The following is a 16,249-nucleotide window of genomic DNA, read 5'->3' on the forward strand; positions in this document are numbered from 1 at the left end:
CCCCGGGACTTCGATTCCGCTGCCCCGCAGCATCCGCCCGTTCTTCGGTCTTCGGGCCATCGCACACGACAACCATCACAAGATGACACAACCCTCCTCGCCAGCGCGGCCCGCCGTCAGTGTCTACGGGACACTGAGCATGCTCGCCGCGATCATGTTCTTCGGCTTCATGACGATCGGCATGCCACTGCCCGTGCTGCCGGTCTATGTCCACGAAACGCTCGGCTACGGCTCGTTCGTGGTCGGCGTGACCATCGGTATCCAGTCGGTCGTCACGCTGTTGCTGCGCTCCTACGCCGGGCGCACCGTCGATACGCGCGGCCCGCGCCGCGCCGTACTCACCGGCCTGTGCGGCTGTGCCGCGGCAGGCGTGCTGTATCTCGTGGCGTCGGTGGCGCCGAACCCGGCGCTCGCGTTGGGCGTGCTTATCGCCGGGCGCGTGGTGCTCGGCTTCGGGGAGAGTCTCATCCTCACCGGCGGGATGTCGTGGGGCATCGGGCTGTTGGGCGCCGCCCACGCGAGCAAGGCCATTTCGTGGCAAGGCGTGTCGATGTACACCGCACTGGCCACCGGCGCGCCGTTCGGGGCGTACCTGCTGCAATCGGCGGGCTTCACTGTGGTGTCGCTCGTCAACATTGCGCTACCGGCCATCGCATTCGCCATCGCGCTTCGGCTGCCGCCTGCCGCCCCCGTCGGCGGCAACCGTCTGCCGTTCTTCCGGGTGGTCGGTCTCGTGTGGCGCCCGGGGCTCGCCATGACGCTCGGCAGTATCGGCTACGCCGTCATCGCGGCCTTCATCACGCTCTACTACGCGAGCCACGGCTGGTCAGGCGCCGCGTATGCACTCACGCTCTACAGCGCCTGCTTCATCGGCATGCGCGTCCTGCTGGCGCATGCGGTGGACCGCTTCGGCGGACGTCGCGTCGCCATGTTCTCGCTCGTGTTCAGCGCCATCGGCCAGTTCCTGCTGTGGGGCGCCGTCAACCCGCATATGGCGCTCGCCGGCGCGGGGCTGACCGGCGTGGGCTTCTCGCTGGTATTCCCGGCGCTCGGCGTGGAGGCGCTGCGCTCGGTGCCGCCGCAGAATCGCGGTGCGGCGCTGGCCGCCTACTCCGCCTTCTTCGACCTGGCGCTGGGTCTGATCGGGCCCATGGCCGGACTCGTCGCCAACTATTTCGGTTACGCCTCGATCTTCCTGTGCGGCGCGCTCGGCGGCATCGTGGCGATCCTCATGATTGCGCGCCTGCCGCACGCAGGCCCCCACACCGCACCGGCAGATTCGTCCGCCGGCAGCGGCCATTGACCGACGCCAATTGACGCGAATTGACGTGACCTGCGCCGGCATGTGAACGCCGGCCATCCGGAGCATCGAACTCATGGCTCACACCCCCGCCCCCATCAAGCTCTCGATTCTCGACCAGACGCCGATGATTCACGGCCACAGCGTGGCGGACGCCATCGCCGCGACCGTCGAGCTCGCTCAAGCGGCCGACGATCTCGGCTACACGCGCTACTGGTGCGCCGAGCACCACGGCCTGCGCGGCGTGGCCAACCCGGCGCCCGAGGTCATGATCGCGCGCCTGGCGGGCGTGACGAAACGGCTGCGCGTCGGATCCGGTGGCGTCATGCTGCCGTACTACAGCCCGTTCAAGGTGGCCGAACAGTTCCTGATGCTCGAAGCGCTGTTCCCCAACCGGATCGACCTGGGCGTTGGCCGTGCACCCGGCGGCGACATGCGCACCGCGCGCGCCGTCGCCAAAGGCCCGTACGACGCGGGCGAGCAATTTCCGCAACAGGTTGCCGAACTGGCCGGACTCTTCGGCGGCACGCTGGCCGACGACCACCCGTATCGCGGCGTGCTGCTGCAACCGGCGGTCGATACGCGTCCCGAGCTGTGGGTGCTCGGCTCAAGCGAATTCGGCGGACTGCTCGCCGCACAACTCGGCCTGCGCTACTGCTTCGCCCACTTCATCAACGCCTACGATGGTCAGCACGTGGCGCAAGCCTATCGCGAGCGCTTCGTGCCGGGCCAACTCGCCAAGCCGTATTGCGCGGTCGCGCTATTCGTCATCTGCGCCGACACCGACGCCGAAGCCGAAGCGCTGGAGGCAAGCGTCGACCTGCGCCGCGTGCAGATGGCGTACGGCATGAACGAGCCGATCCCGAGCCTCGAACAGGGGGCGCAGGCCAAGCCGCGGTATGGCGATCGCGAACGCGCCGTCATTGCCCGCGAGAAAGCCCGTAGTATCATCGGCACCCCGGAGCGCGTCACCGAACGCGTGGTGGAATTGCAGGCAGAGTTCGACGCGGACGAGATCGTCGTGCTGACGGTGGCGGGCAGCTACCGGGCGCGCCTGCGTTCGCATGAATTGCTCGCGCAGGCGTTTTCGCTGCGCACTACCGACTGACCTTTTGATTGAACCGTCCCAAGCCAACGCCATGAAACTCGACGTCAAGATTCTCGACGAGCGCCTGCGCTCGCAGTTGCCCGCCTACGCCACGCCGGGCAGTGCCGGACTGGATCTGCGCGCCTGCCTCGACGCCGCGCTCACCATCGAACCGGGCCAGACCGTGCTCGTGCCGACCGGGCTCGCCATTCACCTGTCCGATCCGGGCTACGCCGCACTGATCCTGCCGCGCTCCGGGCTCGGCCACAAGCACGGCATCGTGCTCGGCAACCTGGTCGGTCTGATCGACTCGGATTACCAGGGCCAGCTGATGGTCTCGACGTGGAACCGCGGCAACGAGCCGTTCGTGCTCAACCCGTTCGAGCGCCTCGCGCAACTCGTGATCGTGCCGGTCGTGCAGGCCGAGTTCAACATCGTCGACGAATTCCCCGAGAGCGATCGGGGTGCGGGCGGCTTCGGCAGCACCGGCAAGCACTGACGCCAGGTCCGTGCGACGGGCCCGCCAAGGCCAGCGGCAAAGACTCACCGTCGCGAACGCCCCAATGAAAAGCGCCGCATGAAGCGGCGCTTTTCATTTCGGCCAGACTCGGTCGATCACTCGACCTCGGCGGCCTCCGGCTCTGCACGAGTGTTGCCGTCCTCCGGGAAGGAGAGCCGAACCTGATCGTGCTCGTCCAGGTCGACCGTGACACGCCCGCCGCTGGTCAGGCGGCCGAACAGCAGCTCGTCGGCCAGTGCACGACGAATCGTATCCTGGATCAGACGCTGCATCGGGCGCGCACCCATGAGCGGATCGAAACCCTTCTTCGCCAGGAAGGCGCGCAGCTTGTCGCTGAAGACGACCTCGACCTTCTTCTCGTGGAGCTGATCTTCGAGCTGGATGAGGAACTTGTCGACCACGCGCAGGATGATCTGCTCGTCGAGCGGCTTGAAGCTGATGATCGAGTCCAGACGGTTGCGGAACTCCGGCGTGAACATGCGCTTGATGTCGGCCATTTCGTCGCCGGCCTGACGCTCGTTCGTGAAGCCGATGCTCGCACGATTGATCGTCTCGGCGCCCGCGTTCGTCGTCATGATGATGATGACGTTGCGGAAGTCGGCCTTGCGACCGTTGTTGTCCGTGAGCGTGCCATGGTCCATCACCTGCAGCAGCACGTTGAAGATGTCCGGGTGCGCCTTCTCGATTTCGTCGAGCAGCAGCACGCAGTGCGGCTTCTTCGTGATGGCTTCGGTGAGCAGGCCGCCCTGGTCGAAACCGACGTATCCCGGCGGCGCGCCGATCAGGCGGCTGACCGCGTGGCGCTCCATGTATTCCGACATGTCGAAGCGGATCAGTTCGATGCCCAGCGTGAACGCGAGTTGCTTGGCGACCTCGGTCTTGCCGACACCGGTCGGCCCGGAGAACAGGAATGCACCGATCGGCTTGTCGGTCTTGCCCAGCCCGGCGCGCGACATCTTGATCGCGGCGGCCAGCGCGTCGATGGCCGGGTCTTGCCCGAACACCACGCTCTTGAGGTCGCGATCGAGCGTCTGGAGCTTGCCGCGATCGTCCGCCGACACGCTCTGCGCGGGAATGCGCGCGATCTTCGAGACGATGTCCTCGATCTCGCCCTTGCCGATGGTCTTCTTCTGCTTCGACTTCGGCAAAATCCGCTGCGCCGCGCCCGCTTCGTCGATCACGTCGATGGCCTTGTCAGGCAGATGACGATCGGTGATGAACTTGGCGGAGAGCTCGGCGGCGGCCGAGAGCGCGCTCGACGAGTACTTCACGCCGTGATGCTCTTCGAAACGCGACTTGAGGCCGCGCAGGATCTGCACCGTCTGTTCGACGCTCGGCTCGTTCACGTCGATCTTCTGGAAACGCCGCGACAGGGCCGCGTCCTTTTCGAAGATGCCGCGATATTCGGTGAAGGTCGTCGCGCCGATGCACTTGAGCTGGCCCGAGGACAACGCCGGCTTGAGCAGGTTCGAGGCGTCGAGCGTGCCGCCCGATGCGGCGCCCGCCCCGATCAGCGTGTGGATTTCGTCGATGAACAGGATCGCGTTGTTGCGCTCCTTGAGTTCCTTGAGCACGGCCTTGAGGCGTTGCTCGAAGTCGCCGCGGTACTTGGTGCCGGCCAGCAGCGCTCCCATGTCCAGCGAGTAGACGGTGGCGTCCTGCAGAATCTCCGGCACTTCGCCGCGCGTCACGCGCCAGGCGAGCCCCTCGGCGATGGCCGTCTTGCCCACGCCGGCTTCGCCGACGAGCAGCGGGTTGTTCTTGCGGCGGCGGCACAGCACCTGCACCACGCGCTCGACTTCCGCCTCGCGCCCGATGAGCGGATCGATCTTGCCGTCGCGCGCCATCTGGTTGAGGTTCTGGGTGTACTGGGCGAGCGGGCTTTCCTTGGTATTGGCGCCCTCTTCCCCTTCGGCACCGCCTTCGCCGGCCTTGGCAGACTCGCCGGACGCACCGGTCTTGGTGATGCCGTGGGAGATGAAATTGACGACGTCCAGGCGGGTTACGCCCTGCTGTTGCAGGTAGTACACGGCATGCGAGTCCTTCTCGCCGAAGATGGCGACGAGGACGTTGGCGCCGGTCACTTCCTTCTTGCCGTTGGAAGTGGACTGCACGTGCATGATGGCGCGCTGGATCACACGCTGGAAGCCAAGCGTGGGCTGGGTGTCGACCTCGTCGCTGCCCGGCACGGTCGGCGTATTGTCCGCGATGAAGTTGCGCAGGTTCTGGCGCAAATCGTCGAGATTGGCCGCGCAGGCGCGCAGCACTTCGGCGGCAGTGGGGTTATCCAAAAGAGCGAGCAACAGGTGCTCGACCGTGATGAATTCATGTCGGGCCTGGCGCGCTTCCATAAACGCCATATGCAGGCTGACTTCCAATTCCTGGGCAATCATGCTTCCTCCATCACGCACTGCAGCGGGTGCCCGGACTGCCTTGCATGGCTAACAACTTGCTCAACTTTGGTCGCCGCGACGTCGCGCGTAAAGACCCCACAAACTCCCCTGCCCTCTCGATGGACCTTGAGCATGATCTGCGTGGCAGACTCCCGATCCTTATTGAAATATTCCTGAATGACCATCACCACGAACTCCATCGGGGTGAAATCGTCGTTCAACAGTACCACCTTGTACATCGATGGCGGCTTGAGCTGCTGCTCCTGCCGCTCCTGTACGGTGTCGTCATGCGTTGTCGGTAAGGTTGCCATACGTGGATTCTAAACAACTCCCCGGGTGCAGGAAGCAATCGGCGTTCCATTGCCGCCTGCCGGCCGGTTGTCCACCGGTCAAGCCAACACTCGTCGATCTCCGCAGGACATTGCCAGCATGGCGCTAGCGCCCCGACCACCGGGGTGCCACACCCATATGAGTCAGCTTAACCCAAATTTCAAGGGTGTGTCGCGGCACGCCTTATGCCTTCCGAGATATAAGGGTAATACCTGATCGAACGCTACTTCTATCGTTCAAAAAGGGCTTGACACTATTGGCAGTTAGCGAAAACAATCATCGTGGCGCTTTTCCTCAATAAGCGTTTTAAAAGAAAAGATGCCTGGGTGAGCCTAAGAAGCCGCCGCCAGTCGGCGGGTTTTTCAGATGTGCTCGTTGTTGCGGTAATATGTAGTAGTGGTAATTGTTTAGGGGAAGTTTGTATGGCAACCGGTACGGTCAAATGGTTTAACGATGCCAAGGGTTTTGGTTTCATCACGCCGGATGAGGGTGGCGAAGATCTGTTCGCTCACTTCTCGGCGATCCAGATGAACGGCTTCAAGACCCTGAAGGAAGGTCAGAAGGTGACGTTCGACGTCGTCCAGGGCCCGAAGGGCAAGCAGGCGTCGAACATTCAGTCGCCGACCTGACGAAGCGCGCTTCTGACGCATTGGAGACCCGGCTTCGGCCGGGTTTTTTATTGCATCGCAACAATAGTTTCCCCCGTCGACGCATTTTAGTATCCGCTTTTGAATGCAAAGGCAGCGCAATTTTCCGCTCCGCCCCTGAAAGTTTTCGGTATTTAACTGCGTTTAATCCCTTATGGAATTCGATTCAACGCAACAATTCACCTCGTTATTAAAATAACGCCTGTCAATCGCGTGTTGCGGAAATCAATTACGCAATTACCTGAATTGACTAAGTATTCCTACGCAGCAGGCCGGCCGGTCGACACAAAAAACAGCCACTCGTTAAGCGTCCGAAACGGAAAGACTTTTTAACGATTCCGGCAGCCCGGAGGTCCGGCGACGAGCGCCCCGCAAAGCATCACCTGGTTCAGACGAACAACGGATGAAGCAAATGGTTCACTGCACAAAGCATGCCGTCTCGACGGCGTGCCGCGCCCTCTCTCGTGTCGCTCAAACGCGACGGACCGCCCAGTCGGCGGCCCGTTTGGATGCATTTTCCTAATTGTGGGGTGGCGACGTGCACCACCACGGCAGCACCGATATCAGCCCAGGTCGACGTACACCTTGCCGGCCTCGATGCGGATCGGATACGTGCGTACCGCGTCGGTCAGCGGAGCACACATCGCCTCGCCGGTTCGCACGTCAAACCTGCCCTGATGCAGTGGGCACTCGATCTCGTGGCCGTCGAGAAATCCGTCGCATAGCCGGGCGTTGCCGTGTGTGCAGACGTTGTCGGTCGCGAAAACCTCGCCTTGCACGCCATACAGCGCGATATCCCGTCCGCCGACGATCACGCCGATCACATCGTCCTCGGGAATGGCGTCGCGCGACGCCGCCTCAATCCAGTTGCCGCTCATGGTGTCCTCTTGTCGGATCGGTCAGATCGGGTAGATCAGCGAGTTGGGGATCATCTCGCTGTCGAAGATGCACAGGCGGGAGGCGAATTTCCAGCCGTCGCCGGTGCGTTTGACGGTGTCCAGATAGCGCCCTACCGACAGGATGTCGGTGAGCTGATCCGGCTTCGTGCGAAATACCGCGTAGTTCGCTTCCACATGCAGCGTGTCGACATCGATCTGCCGGACGGCGGGCAGCCCGATCACGTGACGCTGGTAGTACGGGTCGTGGAACAGCGTGTCCCGAATCCCGTAGATGCGATCGCGCAGCATGCCCTTGCTCTCGAACGACAGCGTCGCGAGCGGCAGCCCCATCTCGTGGTTCTCGCGTGGCTGAATCCGGTAGATGCAGTCGTCCAGAAAGAATTCGGGCCAGGCGTCCCACTGTTGTGCGTCGAGGGCCGCCGCATAGGCGGCATTGAGTTCGACCACGGCCTGAAACGTTGCAAAATCGACCATCGCGTCCACCTCCTCAAACATCCATGACGCGGCGCCAGTAGGCGTACATGCCGCGAATCAGGGTCTCCGTCACCATGTGATCCGTGTTCTCCACGCCGGTGCCGCCCAATTCGGCGATCACGCGATGCCACGGCTTCTGCTCGAATCCCTCCTGCGAGCACTCGATCGCCTCGCCGTCGTCGGCGGAAACGAATCCCGCCGGGCCGAACAGGTTGGCCTGGCGCAGCCGGCGCTGGGTCATCTCCTCGGTGTCGTCCTCGAAGCCGAAGTGTGTCCAGACGAAGTCGAACGAATCGTGCCCGCGCGGCTGAATGTGGCGCGTGGACACCGAGTTGACCTGCTGCTGGAGAATCACGCTCGGGAAGAGCGTCATGAGCACGGCCGTCGGCCCTTGCCACCAGTCTTCCTGCACGATGTCGAGAAAACGCGTGTCGTTGAGCGACATCGATTCCTTGAAGCTTGACACGCCCGACGTCACTTCACCGCCACCGCCCTGCCCGCGCGTGGAGATCATCGCGGCGTGACGCCCATGCGCGTCCATCACCAGGCGCGACTTGTTGTCCGCACGCCAGAGCCCGAAAGTGACGAACCACGTGTGCAGCAGGCCCGGGTGATACGGGTCCTTGATATTCTCTTGCATCAGCTTCCAGTTACCCGGGATGCGCTGCTTGTTGTAGCCGAGCAGCTTGAGCTTGCGACCGTTGAACAACCGATCGAAGTAGCCGCAGATCTCCGGCCCAAGGAAGGCCTCGAGCGACTCCACGTCGTGATCGAACGACGCGAAGATCACACCGCCGCGCGTGGCCACTTTCAGTTTCGTGAGACCGTGATCCTCCGGGCGGAAATCCTTGGGCATGCCGCCATTGACCTTGCCGTCCTGCTTGACGCCGCGCCGGAACGGCACGCCCTGCAGGTTGCCCTTCAGGTCGTAGTTCCACTGGTGGTACGGGCAATGGAAGTCGGTGCGATTGCCCCGCTTTTCGCGACAGAACTTCATGCCGCGATGTGCGCAGACGTTCTCGACCACGTTGATCCCGCCGTTCGCATCGCGCGTGACGATCACCGAGCGTTCGCCGATCACCGTGCGCTTGAAGTCGCCGGGATTCGGCACTTCGGCTTCCAGCCCCACGTAGTTCCAATGGTTGCGGTAGAAGCACTGTTCCAGCTCGCGGCGGTACAGCTGCTCGTCGGTATAGACGCGAAACGGAATGCGGCTCGAGCCGTCCGACGGCCAGATCGTCGAGGCCGTCCGGCCTTCGCTTTGCGCCGGATCAGGCCCGGTCTGCGGTGTTGTACTCACGATTGTCTCCTGAGGGAAATACACGAAACGCTCGGGGGAAGCGAGCCCCGGTGCCGCGCACGCATCGCGTCGTCCGCATCGTCCGCGTCATGCAGCCTTGGCGTAGAACGCGTCCGCGTGGATGTGCGACGGATCGACCCCACGCTCGCGCAACAGCCGCGTGGCCGCTTCGACCATCGGCGGTGCACCGCACAGGTACGCGCGCCAGCCAGCGAGCGCGTCGGCGACGGCGAAGTCCGCGGCGAGCGCATCGGTGACGTGACCGATGCGCTGACCGTGGCCGTATGCCTCCGGTCCGTCCGGTGCGCCCGTCGTCGTCACGACGTGCAGGCGAATGCCCTCGTGGCGCGATGCGAGCGCATGCAGCCAGTCGCGTCCATAGACATCCGCCGGCGAGCGGGCGCCGACGTAAATTTCGATGGGATTGGTCATGCCCCGCGCCAGCGCGCCGCGCACGATCGAGAGCACCGGCGCGAGGCCCGTGCCGCCGGCGACACAGAGCATCGGACCGTCATGACGCGTTCGCAGATACGACGTGCCGAGCGGCCCCGACACGCGCACGGCGTCGCCCACCTTGAGTTGTTCGTCGACGTACCCGGTAACGGCGCCGCCCGGCACGCGACGGATGTGGAATTCCAGCGTGTCGTCACCGGCAAGACCGGCCATCGAATACGGGCGGATGTGATCGGGCGTGAACTGCAGCGTGGCGTATTGACCGGGCGAAAAACTCAAGGCCTTCGCCGGCTTGAGCACCAGGCGCTTGATGTCGTGCGTGAGCGGCTCGATGGCAAGAACCGTCGCCTTCAGGATCTTCGCCGGGTGCACCACGATCTCGTCGAGCTCCGGCAGCTCGATTTCGCAGTCGCCCTGCACGGTGGCTTGACAGGCGAGGACATGGCGCTCGCCGCGCGCGGCTTGCGCGTCGGCATCGTGATGACGGTATTCGGCGCCCTCGACCTGCCGAACATCTCCCGACACCACGCGACAGCGGCACGTGCCGCAGCGTCCGGAAAGGCAACTGTGGGAGATGGGGATCTGCCGGTCGGTCAGCGCTTTGAGCAGATTGTCGCCGGCCGCGACCTCGAACCGCTCGCCGAGCGGTTGCACGTGAACTTGCATGGGGATTCGTCTCCGTTCTCGCGACACCCGCTGGGCGCCGCCGTTGGCGTTCTGACGCCGTTTGCAGCAAGCATCGCGCAACACGTTATATAAACCAATAGAATCTCGTTTATATTCCCCATAAATTTCAGTGATTTCACTACACTGACGGCGAAAGCCCCTCGGGGGGCAAGTTCCATGGACCTGCATTCCGTCGACCTGAACCTGCTGGTGGTTTTCCAGCATCTGTACAACGCGCGACGCGTCTCACGCGTGGCGGACGCGCTCGGCGTCACGCAGCCGGCCGTGAGCAATTCGCTCGCCCGCTTGCGAAAACTCTTCAACGACGAGTTGTTCATCCGGACTTCGCGGGGCATGCTGCCCACGCCGATGGCGATCGAGCTGGCAGAACCGGTGGCCGCCGCGCTCGACGCCCTGCATGGCGTCTTCAACCGTCAGCTCGCCTTCGATCCGGCCACGAGCCAGCGCGCGTTCCGGATCGCCATGACGGACATCGGTGAGGTGCACTTTCTTCCGAAGCTCATGCATGCGCTGGGCGAGCGGGCGCCGGGCATCACGGTCAGCACCGTGCGCAACACGGCGGTCAATTTGCAGGAGGAGATGGCGGCGGGTCAGGTGGACCTCGCCGTGGGGCACTTGCCGGACCTCACGGCCGAGTTCTTTCAGCGACGGCTGTTCCGCCAGCGCTATGTGTGCATGTTCCGGCCGGGGCATCCGCTCGACAGGAAAGGCCGCAACCGCATGACCCGCGAGGACTTCGAGCGCGCCGAGCAGGTGATGGTGGTCGCGGCGGGCACCGGACACGGGCAGGTCGACGAACTGATGGCCCGCGCGCACGTGCAGCGCAATATCCGGCTGCGCGTGCCCCACTTCGTGGCGCTCGCCGACATTCTTCACGCCACCGACCTGATCGCGACCGTGACGGAGAAGTTCGCGCAACGCAGCGCGCGGCATTTCGGGCTGCGTTACGTCGACCATCCGCTCGACCTGCCCGACGTGCAGATCAACCTCTTCTGGCATGCGCGCTACCACCGCGAGCCCGCGAGTCAGTGGATGCGCACGCTGCTCTTCGACCTGTTCTCTGAGTGACGCCGCGGGCCGCTCACGGTCGCGACGACCATGGCGCGCCACGCCGCATCAGGCTGCGGGTCAGGCGCTGTAGCCGCCGTCGATCGTCAGGCTCGCGCCGGTCACGAAGCCGGCTTCGTCGCTGGCGACGTAGGCCACCATTGCGGCGATTTCCTCCGGCCTGGCGTGGCGCTTGAGCGCCATGAGGTCGTGCATGCCGCCAGCGAACTCGCCTGCCGCCGGGTTCATGTCGGTGTTGGTCGGCCCCGGTTGCACGTTGTTGACGGTGATGCCCCGCGGCCCCAGATCGCGCGCCATCCCCTTGACCAGGCCGACCAGCGCCGCCTTGCTCATCGAGTACGTGGCGCCGCCCACGAAGGCCATCCGATCCGCATTGCACGAACCGATGTTGATGATGCGGCCACCGTCGCCCATGTGCGCGAGCGCCGCCTTCGATGCGACGAACACGGAGCGCACGTTCACGTCGAGCATCCGGTCGAATTCTTCGAGCGCGAGATCGGCCACCGGCGCTATCGAGAACACCCCGGCGTTGTTGACGAGGATGTCGATGCGTCCGAGCTGCTGCGCGGCGTCGTTGATCGCGCGCGTCAGAGCGGCCGCATCCGCGGCGTCGGCCTGCAGCGCGAGGGCCCGGCCGCCCGATGCCTGGATACGGGCGGCCAACGCCTCGGCGGTGGCCTTCGAGCCCTTGTAGGTGAAGGCGACGGCAGCGCCCTCATCGGCGAAACGCTGAACGATGGCCGCGCCGATGCCGCGCGAACCGCCCGTCACGAAAGCCACCTTGCCCTGGAAATTCGTTGCCATGTTTGACTCCTTTTCGGTTGAAAGTGACGCCAGTATCGTTGGCGGATTACCTCACAACTAGCCCATAATGATGAACATCAGTTTCAACTTCATGGAATAGACAAGCGATGGACGCCTTGCATCTGATCGAATCGTTCGTGCTGAGCGCGCAGGCCGGAAGCTTCTCCGCGGCGGCGCGCCGGCTCGGGATGACGCCTGCGGCAGTGAGCAAGAACGTGGCGCGCCTGGAAGCCCGGCTCGGCCTGCGGCTGTTCCACCGCAGTACGCGCAGTCTCACGCTGACCACCGGGGGCGAGCGCTTCCTGCTCGACGTCGACGGACCGTTCGCCGCGCTCGCCGACGCCTTCTCGCGGGCAGCCGAGCGCGAGAGTGCACCGTCGGGCGTGCTCAAGGTGAGCGTTGCCCATTCCTTCGGCCGGCAGTATCTGGTGCCGCTGCTGGGGGAATTTCTGGCGCGCTATCCGGATATCGTCCCCGACTGGCGCTTCGACAACCGCAGCGTGGATGTCGTGGCAGAAGGTTTCGACGCCGCCATCGGCGGTGGCATCGAACTGACACCGGGCGTGATCGCGCGCCGCCTGGCGCCGACCTATGCCGTGATCTGCGCGTCGCCGGCGTACATGGCCGGACGCGCGCTCCCCGCGCATCCGTCGGCACTCGCATCGTTAGACGCCGTGATCCGTCGTTCGGGCACGAGCGGACGGCTACGCGCCTGGGAGCTGCGCAACGCCATCGGGGAACGAGTGAACGTCGAGGCCCGCACCCGCATGATCTTCGACGATCCGGAAGCGATGGCCCATGCCGTTGCGCTCGGCTACGGCGTGGCGCTGCTGCCGATGCCGCACGCGGCACCCCTGCTGGCCGATGGCCGCATTCAACGTCTGCTGCCGGGATGGTACGAGGAGTACGGCGGCGTTTTCATCTACTACTCGAACAAGAAGCAGTTGCCGCTGCGCACGCGGGTGTTCGTGGATCATGTCGCGCAGGCGTTCGAGGAACAACGCCTCGCGGCATGCTTCGATGGACGTTGATGCGCGTCGATGCGAGTTGACGTGCTGGAGATCGCCGACGGTCGACGGCGCATGCGGAGTCGGCGCAACGCCAGCGTCGCCTATCGATGCGAGAGGATGTTGATCAGCCGGCCGAGCGGGTCGCGCACATAGAAGCGCCGCACGCCCCACGGCTCGTCGGCAGGGCCGTATTCGATGGCGATGCCGGCGTTCCGCATCCGCGTGAGCGCACCGTCGGGACCGTCGATGTCGTCGACTTCGATCGACAGATCCGGCACGGCGGTGTCGTTGCCGCCTTGCGTTGCCACACTCATCTGCACCGTCATCTTCGATGCATTGCCGTAAGTCGCGATCCAGCCGTGATCCATCAGCAGATCCAGCCCCAGCAATTCGCCGTAGAAGCGCTGTGCCGCCTGCAACGCTTGCGGCGACGGCGCTGCAAGATTGGCAACGATGCGATTGACCTTCATCCTCGTCCTCCGTGAGTGAACAACCGGATTGAACCGTCGAGCGTAGCATGGTCCCCGGCGCGATCGCACCTTGCCATGGGGGCCGCCGTGCACTGTAATGAAAGCGTCGGGCCGACGCGTCGCATGTGTGGCATATGTGGCATATGTGGCATGGGCGGGAGAACACCGGAGCGTCGGCCGCAGGGGGTGGGAGATCCGACATGGACGCCACGCGAACGATATTGCGCGCGATGGCCTTCGTCGCGTGCATGCTGAGCGCATGCGCGGCGCAGGCCCAATCCGCCTATCCACCGCCGCACCTCGAAGTCGACGTGGCGGTCGGCCAGAAGGTCGCGATCTGGGTGCAGTCGAACTACAGCGTATTGTGCCGCTCGCTCGGTCAGCCGACCTTCGAACTCGATTCGAAGCCCACGCTCGGCGAAGTGATGGCCGAATGGATCGACTACACGGTGCCGGACGGCCAACGCTGCGAGACGATGCGTTTTCCCGGCATGATCGTCTGGTATCAGGCCGGCCAAGTGGCGGGCACCGAGGTCGTCGTCTGGACGGTCGGCTTTCCGCGCGAACTCACCAGCCGCGTTCCCAGCAGCGGCGACCATCGCGTCACCACGACCGTCATCGTGCACTAGCGCCTGACCTCTCGAGATCCTCTTCGGGACTTTTCGGATTTACGGCACCATCGGTGGCCGAATGCTTGCGTTCGACGTATGTCAGCGACATAGAATTTCTCACACCGCATGACATCCGAACACAACACTCCGAGGCCACGAACCATGATCAAGTTCACTCCCGAAACACGCATGAAACTGCAGAGCATCGGCGGCTTCGCCGTGCTGGGCGCCGCCGTGACAGGCGTTGTCGTGGGCAAGACGGATCTGCCCTACGACCCACGCGACGTAGGCGCCATCGTGTTTGCCGCCGTATCCGCTCTCTGGCTTTTTCGCCGCAGGTGACATACGTGTTGAGCGACTTTCCATTCGATGGCAACTGGGTCGACTGCGGCGCCGTGTTGACCGGCGTGGCGTATGTCGCATGGCGTGCCTGGCAGATGCGACACGCCACCACACGCGGGCTGACGTGCTCTTCCGAATTCGCCTTCGGTGTGGCGGTCTTTCCTCAGTGCCTGTTGCTGGTATGCGTGATGTCGTCGGCAATCATCGACGGCCTCGCCCAGTCCAGTCGCGCGAGTCTTTGCGTTGCCGGCAGCTACGCGCTGGGCGCCATGTGGGACGTGCGACGCAGCCGCCGCACGCGCAAGCGTTAGCGTCGTTGGCGTTGGCGTTGGCGTTGGCGTTGGCGTTGGCGTTGGCGAACGATCGAGGCAATGAAAAAGCCCCGGTCGGCAATACCCGACCGGGGCTTGATCGTTGCATGTCCGGGACTCGTCACACGCATTGCGTTGCGGTGCGCTGCGCGTCGTCGCGAACAGGCTGCGGCTTACATGTTCTCGATCATCACGTCGCCGAAGCCCGAGCACGACACCTGCGTCGCCCCTTCCATGAGACGCGCAAAATCGTAAGTCACCTTCTTCGAGAGGATCGACTTCTCCATCGACGCGATGATGAGATCGGCAGCTTCCGTCCAGCCCAGGTGACGCAGCATCATCTCGGCCGAGAGAATCTCCGAGCCCGGATTCACGTAGTCCTTGCCCGCGTACTTCGGAGCCGTGCCGTGTGTCGCTTCGAACATCGCCACGGAATCGGACAGGTTTGCGCCCGGTGCGATACCGATGCCGCCGACCTGCGCGGCGAGCGCGTCGGAGATGTAGTCGCCGTTCAGGTTGAGCGTGGCGATCACATCGTATTCGGCGGGACGCAGGAGAATCTGCTGGAGGAAGGCGTCGGCAATCGAATCCTTGATCACGATGTCCTTGCCCGTCTTCGGATGCTTGACCTTGCACCACGGACCGCCGTCGATTTCCGTCGCACCGAATTCCTTCTTGGCGAGCGCGTAGCCCCAATCGCGGAACGCGCCTTCGGTGAACTTCATGATGTTGCCCTTGTGGACGAGCGTGACCGAATCGCGATTGTTGTCGATGGCGTACTGGATCGCCTTGCGCACCAGCCGGTCCGTACCTTCGCGAGACACCGGCTTCACGCCGATGCCGGACGTCTGCGGGAAGCGAATCTTGCTCACGCCCATTTCATCCTGCAGGAACGCGATGAGCTTCTTCGCGCCGGCCGATTCAGCCTCCCACTCGATGCCTGCGTAGATGTCCTCGGAGTTCTCGCGGAAGATCACCATATCGATCTTCTCCGGTTGACGCACCGGCGACGGCACGCCCTTGAAGTACTGCACCGGACGCAGGCACACGTACAGGTCGAGCTGCTGACGCAACGCCACGTTCAGCGAACGGATGCCGCCACCGACGGGCGTCGTCAGCGGCCCCTTGATCGACACGACGTAGTCGCGCACGACCTCGAGCGTTTCGTCGGGCAGCCACACATCCGGCCCATACACGCGCGTCGATTTCTCGCCCGCGTAGATTTCCATCCAGCTGATCTTGCGTTTGCCGCCGTACGCCTTTTCCACGGCAGCATCGACAACCTTGATCATCACCGGCGTAATATCCGCGCCCGTGCCATCACCCTCGATGTACGGGATGATCGGATTGTCCGGCACGTTAAGGGAGAAATCCTTGTTGACGGTAATCCTCTCGCCGCCGGCCGGTACCTTGATGTGCTGATACGACATGGTGGAGCTCCAATGGATAGATCGGACGGGGTGCATCGAGCGAGGAACATCGGGGGGCTTGCCCGGCACATTGCCGTCCTATTGTAGTCACTGCGCTCGTCTGCGCGTATGAC

The 16,249-nt window shown here is 63.9% G+C and carries 18 protein-coding genes; 9 read left to right on the forward strand and 9 right to left on the reverse strand.

The window, feature by feature from the left end:
* Nucleotides 1-82 precede the first annotated feature (82 nt).
* The 3 genes from RO07_RS19960 to dut all read left to right on the forward strand — a co-directional run bounded on the left by RO07_RS19960 (nucleotide 83) and on the right by dut (nucleotide 2,886).
* Nucleotides 83-1,303, forward strand: coding sequence for an MFS transporter (locus RO07_RS19960; RefSeq protein WP_072637224.1), 1,221 nt, complete (start codon nucleotides 83-85; stop codon nucleotides 1,301-1,303).
* A gap of 73 nt (nucleotides 1,304-1,376) precedes the next feature.
* On the forward strand, nucleotides 1,377-2,408 hold the full coding sequence (locus RO07_RS19965; RefSeq protein WP_039405146.1) for an LLM class flavin-dependent oxidoreductase: 1,032 nt from the start codon (nucleotides 1,377-1,379) through the stop codon (nucleotides 2,406-2,408).
* Between the two features lie 31 nt (nucleotides 2,409-2,439).
* On the forward strand, nucleotides 2,440-2,886 hold the full coding sequence (dut, locus tag RO07_RS19970) for a dUTP diphosphatase (protein WP_039405148.1): 447 nt from the start codon (nucleotides 2,440-2,442) through the stop codon (nucleotides 2,884-2,886).
* A gap of 116 nt (nucleotides 2,887-3,002) precedes the next feature.
* Here dut and clpA read toward each other — a convergent pair whose 3' ends face one another.
* Nucleotides 3,003-5,300: an ATP-dependent Clp protease ATP-binding subunit ClpA gene (gene clpA / locus RO07_RS19975; protein WP_039405150.1), complete on the reverse strand. Its 2,298-nt coding sequence runs from the start codon at nucleotides 5,298-5,300 to the stop codon at nucleotides 3,003-3,005.
* On the reverse strand, nucleotides 5,297-5,611 hold the full coding sequence (gene clpS / locus RO07_RS19980; RefSeq protein ID WP_010807118.1) for an ATP-dependent Clp protease adapter ClpS: 315 nt from the start codon (nucleotides 5,609-5,611) through the stop codon (nucleotides 5,297-5,299). Before clpS ends, clpA begins: the two co-directional genes overlap by 4 nt.
* A gap of 441 nt (nucleotides 5,612-6,052) precedes the next feature.
* On the opposite strand from clpS, the gene RO07_RS19985 reads away from it, so the two are divergent.
* A complete protein-coding gene (locus RO07_RS19985) occupies nucleotides 6,053-6,259 on the forward strand; it encodes a cold-shock protein (RefSeq protein ID WP_039405152.1) in 207 nt (68 codons plus the stop codon).
* A 581-nt stretch (nucleotides 6,260-6,840) separates the two neighbouring features.
* Here RO07_RS19985 and RO07_RS19990 read toward each other — a convergent pair.
* The 4 genes from RO07_RS19990 to RO07_RS20005 all read right to left on the reverse strand — a co-directional run bounded on the left by RO07_RS19990 (nucleotide 6,841) and on the right by RO07_RS20005 (nucleotide 10,069).
* Nucleotides 6,841-7,155, reverse strand: a complete 315-nt coding sequence (locus tag RO07_RS19990) for a non-heme iron oxygenase ferredoxin subunit (RefSeq protein ID WP_039405156.1) — start codon at nucleotides 7,153-7,155, stop codon at nucleotides 6,841-6,843.
* A 21-nt stretch (nucleotides 7,156-7,176) separates the two neighbouring features.
* Nucleotides 7,177-7,650 (reverse strand): aromatic-ring-hydroxylating dioxygenase subunit beta, encoded by a 474-nt coding sequence (locus RO07_RS19995; RefSeq protein ID WP_039413004.1) that lies wholly within the window; start codon nucleotides 7,648-7,650, stop codon nucleotides 7,177-7,179.
* Between the two features lie 13 nt (nucleotides 7,651-7,663).
* Nucleotides 7,664-8,953, reverse strand: coding sequence for an aromatic ring-hydroxylating dioxygenase subunit alpha (locus RO07_RS20000; RefSeq protein ID WP_418303727.1), 1,290 nt, complete (start codon nucleotides 8,951-8,953; stop codon nucleotides 7,664-7,666).
* An 84-nt stretch (nucleotides 8,954-9,037) separates the two neighbouring features.
* Nucleotides 9,038-10,069: a 2Fe-2S iron-sulfur cluster-binding protein gene (locus RO07_RS20005; protein WP_039405159.1), complete on the reverse strand. Its 1,032-nt coding sequence runs from the start codon at nucleotides 10,067-10,069 to the stop codon at nucleotides 9,038-9,040.
* Nucleotides 10,070-10,246: 177 nt separating this feature from the next.
* Here RO07_RS20005 and RO07_RS20010 point away from each other — a divergent pair, with 177 nt between their 5' ends.
* Nucleotides 10,247-11,158 (forward strand): LysR family transcriptional regulator, encoded by a 912-nt coding sequence (locus RO07_RS20010; RefSeq protein WP_039405162.1) that lies wholly within the window; start codon nucleotides 10,247-10,249, stop codon nucleotides 11,156-11,158.
* A 60-nt stretch (nucleotides 11,159-11,218) separates the two neighbouring features.
* Here RO07_RS20010 and RO07_RS20015 read toward each other — a convergent pair whose 3' ends face one another.
* A complete protein-coding gene (locus RO07_RS20015) occupies nucleotides 11,219-11,962 on the reverse strand; it encodes an SDR family oxidoreductase (RefSeq protein WP_039405164.1) in 744 nt (247 codons plus the stop codon).
* 107 nt (nucleotides 11,963-12,069) lie between these two features.
* Between RO07_RS20015 and RO07_RS20020 the strand changes: the two genes are divergently transcribed.
* The gene (locus tag RO07_RS20020; RefSeq protein WP_039405166.1) at nucleotides 12,070-12,993 is read left to right on the forward strand and encodes a LysR family transcriptional regulator; all 924 of its coding nucleotides are present in this window, start codon (nucleotides 12,070-12,072) and stop codon (nucleotides 12,991-12,993) included.
* 80 nt (nucleotides 12,994-13,073) lie between these two features.
* Here RO07_RS20020 and RO07_RS20025 read toward each other — a convergent pair whose 3' ends face one another.
* The gene (locus RO07_RS20025; protein ID WP_039405169.1) at nucleotides 13,074-13,442 is read right to left on the reverse strand and encodes a VOC family protein; all 369 of its coding nucleotides are present in this window, start codon (nucleotides 13,440-13,442) and stop codon (nucleotides 13,074-13,076) included.
* Nucleotides 13,443-13,642: 200 nt separating this feature from the next.
* Between RO07_RS20025 and RO07_RS20030 the strand changes: the two genes are divergently transcribed.
* From RO07_RS20030 to RO07_RS20040, 3 genes are all read left to right on the forward strand, one after another.
* Nucleotides 13,643-14,071, forward strand: coding sequence for a hypothetical protein (locus RO07_RS20030; protein ID WP_039405172.1), 429 nt, complete (start codon nucleotides 13,643-13,645; stop codon nucleotides 14,069-14,071).
* A 171-nt stretch (nucleotides 14,072-14,242) separates the two neighbouring features.
* Nucleotides 14,243-14,395, forward strand: coding sequence for a hypothetical protein (locus RO07_RS20035; RefSeq protein ID WP_157118219.1), 153 nt, complete (start codon nucleotides 14,243-14,245; stop codon nucleotides 14,393-14,395).
* Nucleotides 14,396-14,403: 8 nt separating this feature from the next.
* On the forward strand, nucleotides 14,404-14,706 hold the full coding sequence (locus RO07_RS20040) for a hypothetical protein (protein ID WP_039405175.1): 303 nt from the start codon (nucleotides 14,404-14,406) through the stop codon (nucleotides 14,704-14,706).
* A 173-nt stretch (nucleotides 14,707-14,879) separates the two neighbouring features.
* Here RO07_RS20040 and icd read toward each other — a convergent pair whose 3' ends face one another.
* Nucleotides 14,880-16,136, reverse strand: coding sequence for an NADP-dependent isocitrate dehydrogenase (gene icd, locus RO07_RS20045; protein ID WP_039405178.1), 1,257 nt, complete (start codon nucleotides 16,134-16,136; stop codon nucleotides 14,880-14,882).
* Between the last annotated feature and the right edge of the window lie 113 nt (nucleotides 16,137-16,249).

The sequence above is a fragment of the Pandoraea pulmonicola genome (assembly GCF_000815105.2).
GTDB classification, from domain to species: Bacteria; Pseudomonadota; Gammaproteobacteria; order Burkholderiales; family Burkholderiaceae; genus Pandoraea; species Pandoraea pulmonicola.

Excerpts from the sequence above, each read along its gene's own strand:
- RO07_RS19990 (WP_039405156.1), bottom strand. The coding sequence starts at position 7,155 with ATGAGCGGCAACTGGATTGAGGCGGCGTCGCGCGACGCCATTCCCGAG.
- RO07_RS20015 (WP_039405164.1), bottom strand. The coding sequence starts at position 11,962 with ATGGCAACGAATTTCCAGGGCAAGGTGGCTTTCGTGACGGGCGGTTCG.
- RO07_RS19960 (WP_072637224.1), top strand. The coding sequence starts at position 83 with ATGACACAACCCTCCTCGCCAGCGCGGCCCGCCGTCAGTGTCTACGGG.
- RO07_RS20010 (WP_039405162.1), top strand. The coding sequence starts at position 10,247 with ATGGACCTGCATTCCGTCGACCTGAACCTGCTGGTGGTTTTCCAGCAT.
- RO07_RS20035 (WP_157118219.1), top strand. The coding sequence starts at position 14,243 with ATGAAACTGCAGAGCATCGGCGGCTTCGCCGTGCTGGGCGCCGCCGTG.
- RO07_RS19985 (WP_039405152.1), top strand. The coding sequence starts at position 6,053 with ATGGCAACCGGTACGGTCAAATGGTTTAACGATGCCAAGGGTTTTGGT.
- clpS (WP_010807118.1), bottom strand. The coding sequence starts at position 5,611 with ATGGCAACCTTACCGACAACGCATGACGACACCGTACAGGAGCGGCAG.
- dut (WP_039405148.1), top strand. The coding sequence starts at position 2,440 with ATGAAACTCGACGTCAAGATTCTCGACGAGCGCCTGCGCTCGCAGTTG.
- clpA (WP_039405150.1), bottom strand. The coding sequence starts at position 5,300 with ATGATTGCCCAGGAATTGGAAGTCAGCCTGCATATGGCGTTTATGGAA.
- RO07_RS20030 (WP_039405172.1), top strand. The coding sequence starts at position 13,643 with ATGGACGCCACGCGAACGATATTGCGCGCGATGGCCTTCGTCGCGTGC.
- RO07_RS19995 (WP_039413004.1), bottom strand. The coding sequence starts at position 7,650 with ATGGTCGATTTTGCAACGTTTCAGGCCGTGGTCGAACTCAATGCCGCC.
- RO07_RS20025 (WP_039405169.1), bottom strand. The coding sequence starts at position 13,442 with ATGAAGGTCAATCGCATCGTTGCCAATCTTGCAGCGCCGTCGCCGCAA.
- icd (WP_039405178.1), bottom strand. The coding sequence starts at position 16,136 with ATGTCGTATCAGCACATCAAGGTACCGGCCGGCGGCGAGAGGATTACC.
- RO07_RS20005 (WP_039405159.1), bottom strand. The coding sequence starts at position 10,069 with ATGCAAGTTCACGTGCAACCGCTCGGCGAGCGGTTCGAGGTCGCGGCC.
- RO07_RS20020 (WP_039405166.1), top strand. The coding sequence starts at position 12,070 with ATGGACGCCTTGCATCTGATCGAATCGTTCGTGCTGAGCGCGCAGGCC.
- RO07_RS19965 (WP_039405146.1), top strand. The coding sequence starts at position 1,377 with ATGGCTCACACCCCCGCCCCCATCAAGCTCTCGATTCTCGACCAGACG.